At 40.5% G+C, this 17,475-nt stretch carries 22 protein-coding genes; 17 read left to right on the top strand and 5 right to left on the bottom strand.

The window, feature by feature from the left end:
• Positions 1 to 35: 35 nt before the first annotated feature.
• The 9 genes from FCL54_RS18000 to FCL54_RS17965 all read left to right on the top strand — a co-directional run bounded on the left by FCL54_RS18000 (position 36) and on the right by FCL54_RS17965 (position 6,954).
• Positions 36 to 887 (top strand): ComEC/Rec2 family competence protein, encoded by an 852-nt coding sequence (locus tag FCL54_RS18000; RefSeq protein ID WP_138128320.1) that lies wholly within the window; start codon positions 36 to 38, stop codon positions 885 to 887.
• 331 nt (positions 888 to 1,218) lie between these two features.
• The gene (locus FCL54_RS17995; protein WP_138128319.1) at positions 1,219 to 1,389 is read left to right on the top strand and encodes a YpmA family protein; all 171 of its coding nucleotides are present in this window, start codon (positions 1,219 to 1,221) and stop codon (positions 1,387 to 1,389) included.
• Between the two features lie 11 nt (positions 1,390 to 1,400).
• The gene (locus FCL54_RS17990) at positions 1,401 to 1,895 is read left to right on the top strand and encodes a cell wall elongation regulator TseB-like domain-containing protein (RefSeq protein ID WP_138128318.1); all 495 of its coding nucleotides are present in this window, start codon (positions 1,401 to 1,403) and stop codon (positions 1,893 to 1,895) included.
• A 17-nt stretch (positions 1,896 to 1,912) separates the two neighbouring features.
• Complete coding sequence (locus FCL54_RS17985) at positions 1,913 to 3,100, top strand: pyridoxal phosphate-dependent aminotransferase (protein ID WP_138128317.1); 1,188 nt, start codon at positions 1,913 to 1,915, stop codon at positions 3,098 to 3,100.
• Positions 3,101 to 3,229: 129 nt separating this feature from the next.
• Entirely contained in the window at positions 3,230 to 4,522 is a 1,293-nt protein-coding gene (asnS, locus tag FCL54_RS17980; protein ID WP_138128316.1) for an asparagine--tRNA ligase, read from the top strand.
• A 215-nt stretch (positions 4,523 to 4,737) separates the two neighbouring features.
• On the top strand, positions 4,738 to 5,451 hold the full coding sequence (locus FCL54_RS17975) for a DnaD domain-containing protein (RefSeq protein WP_138128315.1): 714 nt from the start codon (positions 4,738 to 4,740) through the stop codon (positions 5,449 to 5,451).
• Between the two features lie 110 nt (positions 5,452 to 5,561).
• Entirely contained in the window at positions 5,562 to 5,729 is a 168-nt protein-coding gene (locus tag FCL54_RS24120) for a hypothetical protein (protein WP_171016911.1), read from the top strand.
• Positions 5,730 to 5,789: 60 nt separating this feature from the next.
• Positions 5,790 to 6,440, top strand: a complete 651-nt coding sequence (nth, locus tag FCL54_RS17970) for an endonuclease III (RefSeq protein ID WP_138128314.1) — start codon at positions 5,790 to 5,792, stop codon at positions 6,438 to 6,440.
• Position 6,441: 1 nt separating this feature from the next.
• Positions 6,442 to 6,954, top strand: a complete 513-nt coding sequence (locus FCL54_RS17965) for a YpoC family protein (protein ID WP_138128313.1) — start codon at positions 6,442 to 6,444, stop codon at positions 6,952 to 6,954.
• A gap of 28 nt (positions 6,955 to 6,982) precedes the next feature.
• On the opposite strand, the gene FCL54_RS17960 is transcribed toward FCL54_RS17965, so the two are convergent.
• Together FCL54_RS17960 and recU are read right to left on the bottom strand one after the other, a co-directional pair.
• The gene (locus FCL54_RS17960; RefSeq protein WP_138128312.1) at positions 6,983 to 9,628 is read right to left on the bottom strand and encodes a PBP1A family penicillin-binding protein; all 2,646 of its coding nucleotides are present in this window, start codon (positions 9,626 to 9,628) and stop codon (positions 6,983 to 6,985) included.
• A gap of 101 nt (positions 9,629 to 9,729) precedes the next feature.
• Positions 9,730 to 10,347 carry a Holliday junction resolvase RecU gene (gene recU / locus FCL54_RS17955; protein WP_138128311.1) on the bottom strand — a complete coding sequence of 206 codons (618 nt, stop codon included), beginning with the start codon at positions 10,345 to 10,347 and terminating at the stop codon, positions 9,730 to 9,732.
• Between the two features lie 112 nt (positions 10,348 to 10,459).
• Here recU and FCL54_RS17950 point away from each other — a divergent pair, with 112 nt between their 5' ends.
• Positions 10,460 to 11,434 (top strand): DUF2515 domain-containing protein, encoded by a 975-nt coding sequence (locus FCL54_RS17950; RefSeq protein ID WP_138128310.1) that lies wholly within the window; start codon positions 10,460 to 10,462, stop codon positions 11,432 to 11,434.
• 86 nt (positions 11,435 to 11,520) lie between these two features.
• On the opposite strand, the gene FCL54_RS24675 is transcribed toward FCL54_RS17950, so the two are convergent.
• On the bottom strand, positions 11,521 to 11,646 hold the full coding sequence (locus FCL54_RS24675) for a hypothetical protein (RefSeq protein WP_281281393.1): 126 nt from the start codon (positions 11,644 to 11,646) through the stop codon (positions 11,521 to 11,523).
• Between the two features lie 195 nt (positions 11,647 to 11,841).
• On the opposite strand from FCL54_RS24675, the gene FCL54_RS17945 reads away from it, so the two are divergent.
• From FCL54_RS17945 to FCL54_RS17920, 7 genes are all read left to right on the top strand, one after another.
• On the top strand, positions 11,842 to 12,351 hold the full coding sequence (locus tag FCL54_RS17945; protein WP_138128309.1) for a MerR family transcriptional regulator: 510 nt from the start codon (positions 11,842 to 11,844) through the stop codon (positions 12,349 to 12,351).
• Positions 12,352 to 12,423: 72 nt separating this feature from the next.
• Positions 12,424 to 12,798 carry a YppE family protein gene (locus FCL54_RS17940; RefSeq protein ID WP_425467146.1) on the top strand — a complete coding sequence of 125 codons (375 nt, stop codon included), beginning with the start codon at positions 12,424 to 12,426 and terminating at the stop codon, positions 12,796 to 12,798.
• A gap of 177 nt (positions 12,799 to 12,975) precedes the next feature.
• The gene (locus FCL54_RS17935; RefSeq protein WP_138128308.1) at positions 12,976 to 13,230 is read left to right on the top strand and encodes a DNA alkylation repair protein; all 255 of its coding nucleotides are present in this window, start codon (positions 12,976 to 12,978) and stop codon (positions 13,228 to 13,230) included.
• Between the two features lie 108 nt (positions 13,231 to 13,338).
• A complete protein-coding gene (locus FCL54_RS17930) occupies positions 13,339 to 13,857 on the top strand; it encodes a hypothetical protein (RefSeq protein WP_138128307.1) in 519 nt (172 codons plus the stop codon).
• Between the two features lie 120 nt (positions 13,858 to 13,977).
• Complete coding sequence (locus FCL54_RS17925) at positions 13,978 to 14,109, top strand: small, acid-soluble spore protein L (protein WP_138128306.1); 132 nt, start codon at positions 13,978 to 13,980, stop codon at positions 14,107 to 14,109.
• A 119-nt stretch (positions 14,110 to 14,228) separates the two neighbouring features.
• Positions 14,229 to 14,390: a hypothetical protein gene (locus FCL54_RS24115; protein ID WP_171016910.1), complete on the top strand. Its 162-nt coding sequence runs from the start codon at positions 14,229 to 14,231 to the stop codon at positions 14,388 to 14,390.
• 214 nt (positions 14,391 to 14,604) lie between these two features.
• Positions 14,605 to 15,768 carry a D-alanyl-D-alanine carboxypeptidase family protein gene (locus FCL54_RS17920; protein WP_138128305.1) on the top strand — a complete coding sequence of 388 codons (1,164 nt, stop codon included), beginning with the start codon at positions 14,605 to 14,607 and terminating at the stop codon, positions 15,766 to 15,768.
• 195 nt (positions 15,769 to 15,963) lie between these two features.
• Here the strand turns inward: FCL54_RS17920 and FCL54_RS17915 are convergent, their stop codons facing one another.
• Together FCL54_RS17915 and FCL54_RS17910 are read right to left on the bottom strand one after the other, a co-directional pair.
• Positions 15,964 to 16,908, bottom strand: coding sequence for an NAD(P)/FAD-dependent oxidoreductase (locus tag FCL54_RS17915; RefSeq protein WP_138128304.1), 945 nt, complete (start codon positions 16,906 to 16,908; stop codon positions 15,964 to 15,966).
• A gap of 10 nt (positions 16,909 to 16,918) precedes the next feature.
• Entirely contained in the window at positions 16,919 to 17,455 is a 537-nt protein-coding gene (locus FCL54_RS17910; protein WP_138128303.1) for a 5' nucleotidase, NT5C type, read from the bottom strand.
• Between the last annotated feature and the right edge of the window lie 20 nt (positions 17,456 to 17,475).

The following is a 17,475-nucleotide window of genomic DNA, read 5'->3' as shown; positions in this document are numbered from 1 at the left end:
TAAACTATCTTTATGAAGTTTTTGGAGGGATAACGATGCCAAGAGCGATCTTGTTGTTCAGCTTACTGCTGTTAACCGTTTTTATCGGTGTTAACCAAGTACTTGCCAGGGAGGCTGATGTGGAGAACATTAACCTCAACCTGAATAAAAACGAAATAGCAATTACCTTTTTTGATCTTAGTGACGGAGAGGCAACCCTGCTGCAAAATCAAACAGGGGAAACGGTCTTGATCAACACAGGGGCTCCGTCAGCCGGGGAAGAGCTAATAAGCAGGCTAAAAATGTACGGTATCAAGAAAGTTGATTGGCTCCTCTTCAGCAATTTCGACCCCCTTTATACTGGCAACATTAAAAGGATTATTGAGCAATTCTCTGTTGGTACGTTATTAGGGCCTGAACATTTAAAAAAGCAGCTTCGATCTTATTCACCCGAGCCTGAAACAAAAATAGCGACTTTTGAGGTAAAAAAGCCTTTTGACCTGTTTCCCGGTTTAAAAGCCAGCAGTTTCTATGTTTCTGAAAATGGCCAATCTGTATTATCATTTCAATACGGAAAACACCGGATGCTTTATATGGGTTTTGCAGACAAAATAGTCGAGGAAAAGCTAAAAGATGAAGAGAATATAAAATCAGCTCTACTTAAGGTAGCGGACTTTGGAAGCGGCTCTGGAACGACCCAGCCATTTTTGGAAGCAGTCGATCCTCAGGTGGCGATTATTTTTAAGAAGAAAAAAGAAATGCCGAACGATCAAGTTATGGAAAGGCTGCTTGAAAGCTGGACAGACGTTTACAACACCTATAGGATGGGAAGCGTAACCATAAAAATGGATGAAGAAACGTACAAGGTTTTTACAGTGCCGACAAAAAGAAAAAGAGTTTATCCGTAACACCCCAGCATTTTGCCAGGTGTTTGTTATCTTTTTCTTCTTTTATCCAGTTGCGAATTTTTCTTAATTATTTAAAATTAAAGTTAGTGTTTAAAATGAATACCTGTATCCGGAAAGGGATACAGGTATGTGTTGGAAGTGGGGAAGTTTTTTTACCTGCGGACACGGGGATGGCCCCGCTGTTGCGGTATTTCTATTTTGTCCTAATCATGCAGGAGTATGTTTAGCAAAATTTTGCGTAGAAGGAAGTACTTCTATTAAAAAGGGGCGTATATCCTGGAAAAGGACATCGTGGAATAGCAGAAACCGAGAACTAAAGGAGTGTGGAGAAATGGATAGCAAAATCGAGGTCTTATCCACTGTAAAAGTACAAAAATCATTAGATATTTATAAAATTGTGGATTCACTTAATAGGACTTTAAAAGAACAGGATTTAATGTTTGGGCTTGCGCTAGATGAAGAAGATGACGAAACGATGGTATTTACTATTTATAGAACATAGGGGAAAATAATATGCGTTGGTTTGGTATCGCTGCTGTTGTTTTCATCGGGCTCATAATCTGGCAGGGGTATGTCCTATATGCTGAGATTCTTGATAAACCGTCAATGGAAACGGAGCAGGCAATTAAAACTGCAAGAAGCGAAGCACATATCGTATCGGTTGAAGAGGTTTACCATTTTCATGGCGATTTAGCTTACACCGTTATTCTCGGCAAAGACCGGGATGATTCCGAAAAATATGTATGGGTGCCTGAAAAAGAAGGAAAAGAGATAACGATTCGTGAAAAAAGCAGCGGAGCTTCAAAACAAGAGATTAGAACTAAAATTAAACAAGAAGAACAACCGAAAGAAATTAAAGCCATTAAGCCAGGCATTAAAACAAATGAAGACGGCAAAGACAAGCTGGTCTGGGAAGCCACCTACATTGATAAAGACAACCGCTATGTAATTAGCTATCATAATTTCAGCAATGGAGAATACTGGAGGAAACACAGTTTGAAACAATAGGATAGGGAGGAATTAACGTGGTTCAACTTTCAAAAAGGGTAGAAGCGTTAACACCATCAACAACACTTGCGATCACAGCAAAAGCAAAAGAATTAAAGCAGGAAGGTCATGATGTGATCGGGCTGGGGGCAGGCGAGCCGGATTTTAATACTCCTCAGCATATTATTGATGCTGCGGTTAAGTCAATGAACGAGGGTTTTACAAAATATACTCCTTCAGGTGGTTTACTTGAATTAAAACAAAGCATCGCAAGGAAATTTGAAAGGGACCAGAGCCTTACATATTCACCTGAAGAAATCATCGTATGCACAGGTGCAAAACATGCGCTATATACGCTGTTTCAAGTCCTGTTAGATGAAGAAGATGAAGTGATCGTTCCAACCCCATACTGGGTGAGTTATCCAGAACAGGTTAAGCTTGCCGGAGGAAAACCCGTTTATATTGATGGTGAAGAAGAAAACCGGTTTAAAATCACACCTGAGCAAGTTGAAAAGGCAGTTACGCAAAAAACAAAAGCAATCATTCTCAACTCTCCAAGCAATCCTACGGGTTCTATTTATACCAGAGAGGAACTGCAGGCAATCGGTGAAGTTTGTTTGAAGCATGGCCTTTTAATTGTTTCGGATGAAATTTATGAAAAGCTTGTCTACGGTGATGCTACCTTTACTTCGATCGCTCAACTTTCTGAAAAGCTGAAAAAACAGACGGTTATTATTAATGGTGTTTCAAAGTCCCACAGTATGACAGGCTGGAGAATTGGCTATGCTGCCGGAGACAAACGCATTATAAAAGCGATGACGAACCTGGCAAGCCATTCGACTTCTAATCCTACTTCTATCGCACAATACGGGGCAATCGCCGCGTATGATGGTACTCAAGATCCTGTTGAAGAGATGCGCCAGGCATTTGAAGAACGCTTAAATAAAGTATACGACCGGCTGGTACAAATACCTGGTCTGTCATGTGTAAAGCCAAGCGGAGCTTTCTATTTATTCCCAAATGCAAAAAAAGCAGCAGAAATGACTGGCTATGATTCAGTGGACGATTTTGTTAAAGCTTTACTGGAAGAAGAAAAGGTTGCGATCGTTCCCGGCTCCGGGTTTGGTTCACCGGAAAATGTACGTCTTTCCTATGCAACCTCACTGGATACGATATTAGAAGCGCTTGAACGAATCGATCAGTTCATCGCTAAAAAGTCATCTTAAAAACGCTCTGTTTACAAGCGCAGTCTAAAACAACCGGAGAAACAAGGAAGTAGTCTCTCCGGTTGTTGCAAAAACAAAAGAAATGTATAATGAAATCCATACATAAGTGTAAAGTTGGAGGGAAGCACGTTGAAAACTACAATTTCTAAATTAAATGAACATGTTGGCCAGACTGTTAAAATCGGAGCCTGGTTAAACAATAAAAGATCAAGCGGAAAAATCCAATTTTTGCAGTTGCGTGACGGAACTGGATTTGTTCAAGGAGTAGCAGTAAAAAAAGAAGTGTCTGAAGAAACATGGGAAACTGCTAAGGGTTTGACGCAAGAATCCTCTGTTTATGTAACTGGAGTGGTTCGAGAAGATGACCGGTCCCAGACGGGGGTTGAGCTAACCGTTACGGATGTTGAACTGATCCATCAGGCTGTTGATTACCCGATCACTCCTAAAGAACATGGAACAGAATTCTTGATGGATAATCGCCATCTTTGGCTGCGCTCAAAAAGACAGCATGCAGTGATGAGGGTCAGAAACGAAATTATCCGTGCAACATATGAGTTCTTTAATGATAACGGGTTTGTTAAGATTGACCCGCCTATTTTAACTGGCAGCTCTGCAGAAGGTACTACCGATTTGTTCCATACTAAATATTTTGATGAAGATGCATACTTATCTCAAAGTGGACAACTTTATATGGAAGCAGCTGCTATGGCTTTTGGAAGAGTTTTTTCTTTCGGTCCGACTTTCCGCGCTGAAAAGTCAAAAACCCGCCGCCATCTGATCGAATTCTGGATGATCGAGCCTGAGATGGCTTTTGTGGAGCATGAAGAAAGCCTTGAGATTCAAGAAAACTATGTTTCTTATATTGTTCAATCCGTACTTAATAACTGTAAAACCGAATTACAGACATTGGATCGAGATGTCTCAAAACTAGAAAAAATCCAGGCGCCGTTCCCTCGGATAAGCTATGACGAGGCGATCGACTTACTGAAAGAAAAAGGTTTTGATGATATCGAGTGGGGAGAAGATTTCGGGGCGCCACATGAGACCGCAATTGCTGAAAGCTTTGATAAGCCTGTATTTATTACCAATTATCCAAAAGATATCAAAGCGTTTTACATGAAGCCCCATCCAGAGCGCGATGAAGTTGTCCTATGTGCTGACTTGATCGCTCCGGAAGGCTATGGAGAAATTATCGGAGGAAGCCAGAGAATCGACGACCTGGAGCTAATGAAACAGCGATACGAAGAACATAATTTAACAGATGAAGCTTACAAGTGGTATTTAGAGCTTCGCCAGTACGGTTCGGTCCCTCACTCAGGGTTCGGCCTTGGTCTGGAGCGTACGGTAGCCTGGCTCTCAGGTGTGGAGCACGTTCGTGAAACGATTCCATTCCCGCGTTTGCTAAACCGTTTATACCCATGATAAATGGATGATTATAGGAAAGAAACGTGCTCTTTCAGCTGGAAGGGGCGTTTCTTTTTTTTCCATAGGAATGTATTAGTTTAGGCAACTACGCTTCTGGCTTCCCCAGAAGTTTCGCCTGCTGGGGAGTTTGCTTAATCGAAATGGAACAATATCTGCTCGAAAATCATCTTAAACTGCAGCTTACCGTGATATAATGAAATAGAGGTGGGGACATGAAGAAAGAAAATATCATTCGTTGGCTGACAGAAGGCCAGGTTGCTGTACCTAAACTGCTTTTACAGCATTACAAACATATAGGTTTAAATGAAGAAGAATGTTTGTTTCTTATACAATTACATACGTTCTTAGAAGCCGGGAATCCGTTTCCCACTCCTGAGGAAATTGCTTCAAACATGACATATACAGCTCAGAATTGCATGGAAATGATTCGAACGCTGATGAAGAAAAACGTGTTGGCCATTGAAGATCACCAGGATACTGAAAAAGGTTATTATTCGGAATCCTATTCCATTTATCCACTATGGGAAAAGATCCTTGTTTATCTTGAACAGGAAGAAAAACAAGAACAACTAGAACGCAGCCAGGATGAGGAAAGCAATCTTTATTCTATTTTTGAAAACGAATTTGCACGCCCTCTGTCTCCGATTGAGTGTGAAACGCTGGCAATGTGGATCGATGTAGATGGACATCCTCCTCATTTAATAAAGGCATCATTAAAAGAAGCGGTTCTAGCTGGAAAGCTAAATTTCCGGTATATTGACAGGATTTTATTCGAATGGAAGCGAAACGGTATTAAAACACTCGAACAGGCCCGCGCTTACGGGGAAAAGTTTCGTAAGTATAACCAGGACCGCCGTCCGGGAAAGAAAACAAAAGAGAAGGAAGAAGTATCTTACCCGTTTTATAACTGGTTGGAACAATCATGAGGCGAGAGCGAACTCTCGTCTTTTGTTTTCTATAAAATTAAAACGCTCTTTTCGTATACTTTGTTGCTTTGAAAGCTTTTCAATGAGAGGAACGGAGACGTAACGGATGGATGACCGCTAAGGAAAGCGAACTGCCCGGAGCGGAAATCAATGCTGTAATTGCATGGCAGTTTATCTTTACTGTGCAAAATCTTTTATGGAGCGGAAATCAACCACTCCTGTTAGCTTGCGACAAAGGTTATGAAAGCAAAGGAAGAGAGCTAAATCTTTTGCGATAGCAAAATCGTTATATTATGATAATTAATTAGTAGCAGTGAAATAGAAAGGAAATGAGTTCTATGCTGACAAAAGCCCAGGTTCGATATGTATTGGATGAAATATACCAGATGTTTCCGGAGGCGCATTGTGAATTAAACCATTCGAATCCTTTTGAACTTGCGATTTCGGTCGTGTTGTCTGCACAGTGCACGGATGCGCTTGTAAATAAGGTAACACCAGCTTTGTTCCAAAAATATAAGTCTCCGGAGGATTATCTGGAAGTGCCGCTCGAAGAACTTCAAGAAGATATCCGTTCGATCGGTTTGTTTCGCAATAAGGCTAAAAACATTAAAAAGTTAAGCAGGATGGTCATCGAGGAATACGGTGGCAGTCTTCCGGAAGATCGAGATGAGTTGATGAAATTGCCGGGGGTTGGCAGAAAAACCGCCAACGTGATCGCTTCAGTAGCTTTTGGAGTACCTGCTATTGCGGTGGATACCCATGTCGAGAGGGTATCGAAACGGCTTGGAATATGCCGCTGGAAGGACTCTGTACTTGAAGTAGAAAAAACATTGATGAGGAAGATTCCTCAAGACGAATGGTCCCAGGCTCATCACAGCTTTATTTTCTTTGGGAGATACCATTGTAAAGCCCAGTCTCCACAATGTGAGATATGCCCGGTACTTGATGTGTGCCGCGAAGGACAAAAGCGAATGAAGAAGAGAGCATAAGATGGAAGGAAAAGTAACCTTAAATATTCCTATACATTGGCAGCAACGGCCTTTTTTTCACGGGACAAAGCTTACTTGCAGGGTAGGTGAAGAGGAGAGAATTCCTTTTTACCACGAGATTTGCCTTGAAAACGGCTTACAATATGGCTTTCCCTGGAATGATGAAGAGAGCATAAACAAATTCTTTTTACAGTGGAATAACGCGGAAAAAGAAATCAGCAGCTGTTTTAAAAAACGTGACCGAAAAAACGCAGGGCCCTTAATGGTCAATCAAATAGGTTATTTTATCGAAGCACTGTTCTGGGGAAACGGAAAGCCGGTCAGGAACTTGATTGCCTTAAAACAGGAATTGGCCAATCTTGAGATCAAGCCTGTTAATCTTGAAGAAAGGTTAGAGTATCTGATCGATCAGCCTGACCTTTACATTTCCTTCGTACAGTTAAAGGAACTGGCCAGTGAGTACAAAAAAAAGATTCTTAAACATTATGCGTTACAAAAAACAAACAAAAAATAAAAACGCCGGTGTATACACCGGCGTTTAATCATTCGTTCGTATTATTCTGCGGGTTACTTTGAGTGGAACCGTCCTGATTGTTACCGCCACTTCCACCAGAATCGTTACCAGTATCATTACCAGTATCTCCAGTATCGCCATTTCCTGTTCCATCGTTGCCGGTATCTCCAGTATCCCCACTGTCACCATTTCCTGTTCCATCGTTACCATTCCCGGAATCACCACCGTTGTTTCCGGTTCCATTATCATTTCCCGAACCTTCACCATCGGTGCCACCGTCTTGGTCCCCATTATCATCGTCTTCTAATGGATCAGGAACTTTGTCATCTTCTTTCTTCGGGACTGAAATGGAGGTTTCAGCAGGATCACTAGAAACGTTCGTTTCCTTGTCGGTCGCAACGACCCTGAATGTTAGGTTAGAACCTGGCTCAATATCCCCGATGATTTGTTCAGTTGCGTCTGTTGTCGTTAAACTCTGGAATTCTCCGCCGTCAGCAGACATAGACAACTCATAGGTGACATCGTCTTTTCCACCAGGCTTCCAGGAGAGTTTGATTTCATTTGTTTCTTCGTTATATTCAGCCTTTAATCCAGTAGGTGCATCCGTTTTATCATATTTCTTGGATACTTTATCTGGTGTATGGCCTTTTACAAACAGTTCATGCACAATCTGGTCTTCAGGTGTATAGTCACTCGGTAATAATCCAGTGTCTTTTTCAATTGCCAGCTCAACTACAGAATCAGGCTTCTGGAAGTCTTTTGGATTGTTAGAAAGCTGTGACATTATATCCTTAAACAAATATTGTGGAATCTTTGTATCTTGATTCTCAAGATAATGTGGGTTTCCGTCTTTATCAACAATAGAGTTGAACCCGGTCCAGAGAGCTGCAGTATATTCTGTCGTATATCCAGAGAACCATGCATCCTTCGTTTTTCCTGAAGGGATCCCATATTTTTCTCTTGTACCTTTGTCAAAGTTGGTTGTCCCTGTTTTTCCTGCCATGTGAAGGCCTGGAATATTAGCTTTTGTTCCTGTGCCTCTGTCCACGACAGTTTTAAGCATATCCGTGATCATATAAGCGGTATAGTCACTCATCGCTGCAGCTGATTCAGGCTTTGTATCGAGCTCACGGTTGTCTGGATAGACAATTTTTCGTACCGAATAAGGCTTGGTATAGATTCCTTCGTTGCCAAATGCAGCATAAGCACCTGCAATTTTCAGAGGAGAAGTACCATGTGTGAATCCTCCGATCGCGTTTACAGGATAAGTTTTATCCATATCCATGCCCAGACCGTTCGCAAAATCGTTCGCTTTTTCAGGGCCGATATCAAGATACGTATTCACAGCCGGAACGTTCCAGGACTGCCTGAGCGCTTCTCTCATCGAAACATGCCCTCGGTAATTACCATCCCAGTTTCGAATGTTCGTACCATCGATCACAAGCTTCTGGTCTTTGATCTGGTGTCCTGTAGACCATTTTTCATACTCGATTGCCGGGCCATAATCGAGGATCGGTTTTATCGTTGATCCTGGTTGGCCGGGAGAACCTGTAGCATAGTGGATGATCTTATCGTCTTTTCTTGTGTCTGCAATCGCCCTGATTGCTCCTGATTGAGTATCGAGCAGCACCATGCCTGTTCGTATAAGCTCATCTCTATATTCATAATTGTTAACCGCATTTTCAGCAATATCCTGCGCTTTTGGGTCAAGGGTCGTATAGATTTTTATGCCGCCCTGATAGATATCTTTTTCCGTCAATCCTTCGATATCAAGCAATTCATCGATTACCTGTTCAATGAAGACCTGGTACTTGTCTTCGTCTTCTTTCTTAGGTGCAAGCATATCTTGCACTTTAACTTTTTTGTACTTGGCTGCTTCCTCATCTGTTATGACATTGTGTTTTGCCATAAGTCCCAGCACGACATTTCGTCGTTCTGCAGCTTTATCGGGGTTTTTATACGGATTATAATAGCTGGGTGCCTTCGGTAGCCCGGCTAGCAGTGCTGCTTCACCCGGATTTAAATCCTTTAATTCTTTCCCATAGTAAATGTCTGCTGCCGCCGCGACACCATAAGCCCGGTTTCCAAAGAATATTTTATTTAAATACATTTCAAGGATCTGGTCTTTTGAGTATTGCTGTTCAAGCTTAACGGACAGATATGCTTCTTGAACTTTTCTTTTTAAAGATTTTTCAGGAGACAGGAAGGAGTTTTTAATAACCTGTTGTGTGATCGTACTTGCTCCTTCTGCGCCAAATCCTTCTTTAAAGTTTGCGAGCACAGCTCCTCCGATTCTTCTGACATCAATGCCGAAATGTTCCCTGAAGCGAACATCCTCCGTTGAAATAAAGGCGTTTTGCACTAACTCAGGTATCTCGCTTATTTTCTTTCTATCGCGCACCCATCCAACGGAAACGTTCTGAATCTCTTCATCATTTTTATCATATATGACGGACGTTTGGGCATCTTTTAGCAATTTAGGATCTAGCTCTGGCGCATCAGCTATAAAAGTAACAGCTGCAACACCTCCAGCAATGCCTCCTATCAGTAATACAATAAAGAAGATTAATAAAAACTTTTTAATGAAACCTTTTGATGAGGTCTTTTTGGCTGTTGAAGCCTTTTTCTTACTCATTTGATTTTTGCGTTCTTGACGAGATTTATAATCACTCATAAACAATTCCTGCCTTTCAGACTGAAAACCAATGAAACTGATATTAATTTTTTGTAACACTCACATATTCCTTTCGGGCCATCTTCTCAATTTACGACGATTTATAGCGAGGAATGACGGTTGAAGTAAATTTTATCAATTATTTTGATATAGTCAATCCTCGGCCGAAAACTAATTGGGATAAGATGGCCATGTTGTTCAATATCTTTTTTTGGAATGGACTTTCTTTCCCCCTGTAACATGTCATCCCATGCTTTAAATAAATGTTCGCTCTCAAGCAGATAAATTTCATCCGTTGCTGAAAAGCGGAGGATAACAAAACAGATTCCGCCCTGTGCTTTTACTTGTTTCATGTGATTGATCTGATGCTCATGAAAGTTACTCAATGGAAAGGAGGTTTTATTTCTCGTTTCCTTTGCTTCAAAATCAATGTACCTGCTTCTATAGACCCCATTGTAATCCGTGGTGGAAGCCTGCTTAAAATAAGCTTCTTTAATCACCGCAGCACTCCGCCTGGGATAATCGACATTAACGATTTGTACGGGTGTAGGTTTTTTATGAATAACGGCAATCGAATTGGTCACATAATAATGGTTGGACTGATTGAGATCTTCTTCAAGTGTCATCCCCCGGTTACTGTAGTTCTGGCTCTTTTGCCGGGTGTTTTGAGGTTGGGGTTTCTGTGTGTACGGTTTTCCGTTCGGGTAGTTAATCTCCAACAGAATCACCTTCCTTATTTTAGCTGCACCTAATCATTTTACTCTAATTATAACGATACAATCGACCAAAATGTTTCATCTCAATGAAAATTTAAAGGCGGTGGGTGGATTAATGGGCTTTAAAACGAGCCTTAATTCCTATTCCAAAAGGGAAAGAGCTATAATCCAGGCGATTATAGCACAAACAGAAAGAGGAAATGTGGACAATATTTCAAGAACGGCATATTACCAGGCGTTTTATAAAAGGAATCCGGAGATAATGTGGGCATTTTTAGCGAGTATGGTCTCAAGAAATGCTGGCTGGAGTATGACAGACTTACAAGGAAAATGGTTTCCAAGAATACTTCCCCCTGAAAAGAGACAGCAGCTATTTTTCACCTATGAACGTGCTAATTGGCTCATTTTTAGCGATGCATTTCCTCAATTGCTGTTATATGAAAAAAGTAAACACGACAAAAAAGGGCTATTTCATTTGTTATCGGCACTTTCGGTTTCAACGTTTATGCATCGGGAGTGGGAGTTATTCTGGAATGAAGGGAACAGGGAAAGGCTATGTACGTCATTGATTATAAACGAACAAAATATCATCCAGAAGCCAGTACTTGAACATGCGATTTATGAAGGACAGGTTTTTCGTTCGATCCCTTTTCGTTTGCAGGATATCTTTCATTTTAGTACGGTTATTTTTCCAACGGTTGATGGGGAGCTTTACGGTTTTTCAGTTTCAAACTTTCGCAAGCTATCGAGTAGAATTGAACTTGGAAGAAAACTATCGTGGTTATTGTTTCACCCTAACTATGTAGGTAGCTTTCACACGTTTGCATATCAAAATGTTCATACGGGCTCTAGATTTGACTATGAAAGATATTTAGGGAAGTCAAGGGAAAGTCCATTTTTACGGATGGAATACCCGGTTGTCACTCATACCCGCTTGGACAGGGAGGATTGGTTTAAGATAGAGAAGCAGGTGATACGCCACTATAAGCCACTCTCGGTCACCGTTCCGACGCATTTGACTGATTGGTATAAAACGAAGCAAAAGCAGATAAAGGCTGGTATCCTGTTAAAAGAAATAATCTCGGACTAACGTTACGAAGCAGTTGAATTCGAAGTGAGTCTTGTTAATGGTGGGAGTTTGAAAAACAAGAAGCAGGGAGCTTGCCCTGCTTCTGTTTATGTTGCTGGAAAATCAGGACCTTCTAATTTTTTGTTTCCATACCCAGGTTTCTTTTCTTCCTGTTGTTTCACATTGTTTTTCTTCTGGTTGATATATTCTTGTTCATTTCTTTTTTCAGTCATTTACAGGACACCTCCTATAAAAATAGTTTAGGCAAAAAAGTTTGTTTCATCCGTTCGAAATTGCTGTCGAAAGCCGTATTATTGGCAAGTGCCCACTTTCTTTGGCGAATTAATTCTAGTTTTGTCAGGCATGAAGGGTAAGGGCAGAGGAGGGCGAAATACGTAACAACAGCAAAAATGAAGGGATGGATTTGAATGGCTTTAAAAACAAAGAAAGTGTCCGAAGAGCTAGGCGTCAATCCTACAACAGTCCAGCGTTGGGTTAAATACTTTGATCTTCCGTGTGAAAAAAATGAGCTCGGGCATTATCTGTTCGAGCAAAAAGATATCCTTCTGCTAAAAAATGTTAAGGATCAGCTAAGCGACGGACGTTCAATGGAAGAAGTAGTCCTACCTGGACTCCCGAAAGAGAAACCCAATAAGAAACAACCTTCCATTGTTTCGACTGAGAAAATGGAACAGAGGCTGGACCGATTTTCGCTAAGGCTTGAACAGCTCGAGAGACAGATTGAAGAAAAAGCAAATGAAGTAATCACAGTCCAAATCCTTCAGCATCGTACTGAAATAGATGAGTTAGTAAAAAAGATTTCTCACCTCGAGGAGAAGTTAGAGATGATTGAGACCCATACAGTGAAAGAAGAGCCCGATGTTAACTCGATCGAAAAAGCAAAACGGTCCTGGATCATGAGCTTATTCAGCTTCTAGACTAAGTATAAAAATAAGAAGTGTGCGGCACCCTGTCTTTTCTGGTAGGATAAAAAGACGGAGGTGATTCCGTTGAACAAACTGGAACAGCGTTTATTCGAACTGACAGGGCAACTTCTGGCTTTTAATGAAGAAGCATACGGGCAATTTGTTGATATAACGAACGCTGAGGACTATGAAGTAGACTTCTATGGAGAGGTTAAGCCATTTGCTGACCGGGTGAAGAAGGCAGCAGATGAATGGGAGCCTCTTGCTCGTGACTGGGTGATGGAAAATAAACCAAAATACCTTTATCCCATTCAAATTAAAAATACGTTTGAAAACATTGAGATGACGTCTGTGATCGCCTGGCAAAAGGATACAAAGCCAAAACGTTTTAAAGAACGCATAAAGTCGATCGAGTATGTCCTTGCATATCTTCTGGAACAGCTAAATGGATCTCACTAATCATAGTCAGGTTTCTCCGTAGCATGTTGGCTTATTCGGCCGGAGAGATCTGGCTTTTTTTGGTTGTATACCGAATTAAAATTTCATTTACCGAAATAGAAGGGTTTTATTCATATCGTTCGAAAAAAAGGGCAAACTAGTGATGGGAGTATATTTTAACAAAGGAGGATGAGGTAAATGAAGCCTTACTTATGTCCAAATTGCAAAACAAACAGAAGTAGGTTTAATAAAATTGAACAGACTGCTACCTCTATGAAACTTGACCCCGGAACGGGTGAACTGATTGAGCAATTCGATGCCTCAGAAGAAGGAAATCCTTTTCATATTGCTTATAAAGGCCCTTCCTATCTGATACAATGCGGCGTATGCAGTTTGATCGGCGAGGAAAGCCAGTTTGCAAAATACGCAGAAAGTCATCCACGCCGAATATAACGATTCATCGGATTATCTCCGATGAATCGTTTTTCTGTATTACTAAGACCAAATCGGTTTCACATGGTAAAATACAGTCAATAGGATTTATAAAGGCAGGGGAAGGTATTGTTTGATCCAACGATTTTCGAAAACCTTAAAGTAGTTCTTGAAGGCTCTGTTTATGATCTCGATCTGGATGGTGTTATACTCGTTACGAATCGTAAGGACCTGGTTGACCTGGCAACGATGTCGCGCAGTTATATGCTTGAGTTTCATTCAGCCGGGGATGACATTGGCAGGGTGAGCATCGAGCTCTCATCTAAAATGGCAAACCTGGGTGCAGAAATAATGAATTCTGCTGAGGAGCCGGGATGTGAACTTAATTTGCGTTTTTTTACAACAGTGAACGAAGTACATAGAACTTGCTCCAGGATTCATGAATCGCTAAATCGGGTGTGGGATGGAAGGCCGACGATCAGTCAAACTCTTTCTTTTCTTTTTACAGAAGAAGCCCCTGTATACGAAAATGATATAAGACTTCAGTTTGGACGAAAGATAACTGAGGACCAGATCGATGACTTTCCGTTTGTGATCGAACTTGCATTATCGTCGCTTGAAGAAATCGCAAAAATCGTGTCCCGATAGCTCTTTTAAATTATGGATGGCCTGACTTAGATTAATGCCAACACAAAAAACAACTGGAAAATTAGCTGCTCATAAATTAAAAATTGCTTGCTTGGAATACTAGGGATGGAGGTGTGCAGTATGGCTGAAAAAAATGAAAGTCCAATCCATACCAGTGTTAATCCTCAGGGAACCAGTCCTGATAAGCAATCGGACACCGAACCAAAGTCCCGGCTCGAGCAACGTGCTAAAAAACGCAATACAAAGATTTGACATTAAAAAGCGCCAGTGAAGCAATGGCGCTTTTTTGATTAAAAATTCTGAAAATAAAAAGGATTTTCCTATAAAAGGTAGAATTAGTTCATAATTTCTCATTTTAATAGGAGGATACCATGGAGCGATTTATTACGAAAAGCGGGATTTATCAAAACCTCGATAAAAGAAGGTGGGAATATTGGCTTGTTTTGTCAAAGGAACGGAAAGTTCTTGTTTCATGGTTGTGCTGGAATGCGCCCAAGGATGTTTATGATAATTGGGTAGGCTCTTATAGTTAAAAATTACGTTGTTGAAGCCCTCCAGTTGTTTATGGGGGCTTTTTTATTTTGGATCTGGAAGATCATCAAAAAAATAAATTCTCCAGCTCACCAAATGAGGTGAATTTGTTTCAGCAAAAAAATTAGTTTAACTTACCAGCTTTTCGTTGTATATAAACATAGAAGGCTTTACGAAAAATGTATTTGGATAAAAAGTTCAGAAACGAGGGATTAAATGCACAGACTTGGCCTATGGTTCTTATCTGTTGTGTTGGCTTTTGTTGCCTTTCCTTTTCAGGAGGTATTTGCTTCCTCAGATCCGGAGATGGAAAGTGAGTCTGCGATTCTGATTGATGGTACGACTGGTCAGGTTCTATTTGAGAAAAAAAGTAGAAATAAAATGTATCCTGCGAGTATTACAAAGATTCTCACCGCGATCATTGCTATTGAGGAAGCAGATTTATCTGAAACTGTAACTGTAAGCAAAAAAGCAACGGAAGTAGAAGGAACAACTGTTTATTTGATGGAAAACGAAGAAATAAAGCTGCAAAGATTGGTCCAGGGCATGTTGATCAATTCGGGCAACGATGCAGCAATAGCCATAGCAGAGCATATGGATGGAAATGTTGGTCGTTTTGCAGATCATATGAATCGTTTCTTAAAAAAGAAGATAGGGGCAAAGGATTCCCATTTTGTTAATCCACACGGTCTGTTTGACGAAAATCACTATACAACCGCATATGACATGGCGCTGATAACAAGATATGCGATGAAGAACAAAACTTTTGGGGAGATTTTTGGCACAAAAGAACTGAAATGGAAAGGGGAAGGCTGGGACACGATACTGAAGAACCATAATTTGATGCTCCATCGGTATGATTTTGTTACGGGTGGGAAAAACGGTTATGTTGATAAGGCTGGACACACTCTGGTCACAACAGCAAAGAAAGGGAAAACAGAGCTTATAGCCGTGATTATGAATGCAAAATCGTCCAGAATTGCATACAAGGATACAACCAAATTATTTGATTTTGGCTTTTCCAGTTTTAATAAAAAACAGTTAACAACGGGTGGAGAATTTTATTCTGATACTGGGCAAAAGTTCAAGTTAACTGAAACCCTTTTCTATTTAGAAAGAAAAGGAGAAGAAATCAGGACAAGGATTACAAACGATGGTCTACTTTTACTAAAAGATAAAAACAATAAGGTAGTACTAAAAAAATCATTAACGGCAATAAAGCCAGAAAAGAAAGAAGAGGCACTGGCTTCCGATTATGAAAGAAAAGATGCCAATAAAGGTGATGAAAAGAACTTTTCGTATTTTTGGCTTATATTCACCAGTTTCATTGCTTTTTTGACTTTGGGAATTATTAGATGGAACAGGTCTAGAGCTAGCTGAATCAGGAATGACTTCGCCAATAGACAATAAAATGCCCCGGGTACAGAAAAAGACGTGCCCGGGTATAAACGTAACCAAAGTAAATTTCAATTACCGTATGAAAACTTTTTAACAAGAAACTACTCTCTGCATAAGAGAGTATGATTAAATTCAACACTATATTTCAAAAAATTCTGTCCCCAGTTCATGCTCTGGCTAAGTCAATTGTTTTTTGCTTCCTTCCAATAACAGGGAGATTTGCTTTGCAGCAGTCATTCCCTGTCCTACGGAAGAAGCGATGCTAGAGTATATTGGACGGGTTGTAACATCGCCGATTGCAAATATAGATGGGATCTTTGACTGCCCAACATTATTAACCAATATGTATCCGTCTTTATCAACAGGAACATTGCCGGGGAGTGCTTTAATATTTGGTTCCACCCCTATTCTTATAAAAACGGCTTCAACCGCAATATTAATTATGCTGCCGTGCTGAAGTAGATCTATTCCATTAACATGAGTAGTACCATGGATTCTTTGAACAGTTGCATTTTTTAAGACAGTTATGTTTGGGTGTTTAAATGCAGGGATAAGGTACTCCTGGCGAGCACGAAACTGCTCTGAGCGGTGAATAAGATATACATTTGCTCCTTTTTCGGCAAGAAGAAGAGATCCTTCAAGAGCTCGGTCGCCACCGCCAATAACAGCAACCTGTTTATCTTTGAATTTATCGCTGTCTCTTGAAGCAGAATATACTTCATTTCTTTTAATCATTTCTTTTTCGCCGGCAATATTCAATTTCCTTGAAGATGCACCAGATGCAAAGATTAAGAACTTAAAACCAATTTCTTCTGTACTTTCTGAAACTGATCGGATCAGAACAGATTTTTTCTCAGTATTGATATTTATTACTTTCGTTTCGAGCAAGAACGTACAATTAAGATGATGCAGATGTTTTCTAAACTGCTTTTTCAAATCCTTGCTTTTACCTGCAAACCCGGGGTAGTCCAAAATATCATTATAAATGTTCTGTAGTTGGCCGCCTAAAGAAGGAGCAGCTTCTATCAATAGATGCTTCAAACCCAGGCGTGAGCACCAGATGGCTGCAGAAATTCCTGCAGGGCCACCGCCGATTATCAATACATCTGTGTTATCGATCAATTCTTTTCCCTCACTTTCCTATTGTTGAGAGCAATTCTTCGAATTGAAGCCAGTTATTTACCCGGGGTACCTGGATATCTCTGTTATAAGGGTAGTCCATCGCTACGGCTGTTCTGCCCGTTTTTTTAAAAGCACGCAGGTTATGGGGAGCATCGTCAAAAAGTAAATCCCCCTGTATCATCTCTTTCCGATGGGAAAAAATCAAATTTTGTTTTCCGATAAAGGGAAGGTGCTTTTCAACCCACTTTTCTTTCTCTGTATAAGCATATGTTCTACTGCTAGTAACGATTAAAATGTCATACTTTTTATGAAGGCGCTCTAAAACTTCAATGGCATGAGGGTAAGGTTCCAGCGTTAAGAATAATCCAGGTTCATCAAGATAATCGTAAATTTTGCTGCCGCATTCAGGTTTAACGTATTTTTCTGAATCCCAGCATGAAAGACGTTCCACGGAAAGATCATCGTCAAAATCTTTATTGTATCTCCGATGCCATTCGGTCATCAGGTCACATATGACAGAATCCATATCAATTAATAAAGTTTTCAAATGCAATCACTCTTTCATTC

Origin of the sequence: Exobacillus caeni, from assembly GCF_005747095.1 — a bacterium.
GTDB classification, from domain to species: domain Bacteria; phylum Bacillota; class Bacilli; order Bacillales; family Guptibacillaceae; genus Exobacillus; species Exobacillus caeni.
Note: the sequence above shows the minus strand (reverse complement) of the source record. Positions and strands in the feature narration are given on the sequence as shown.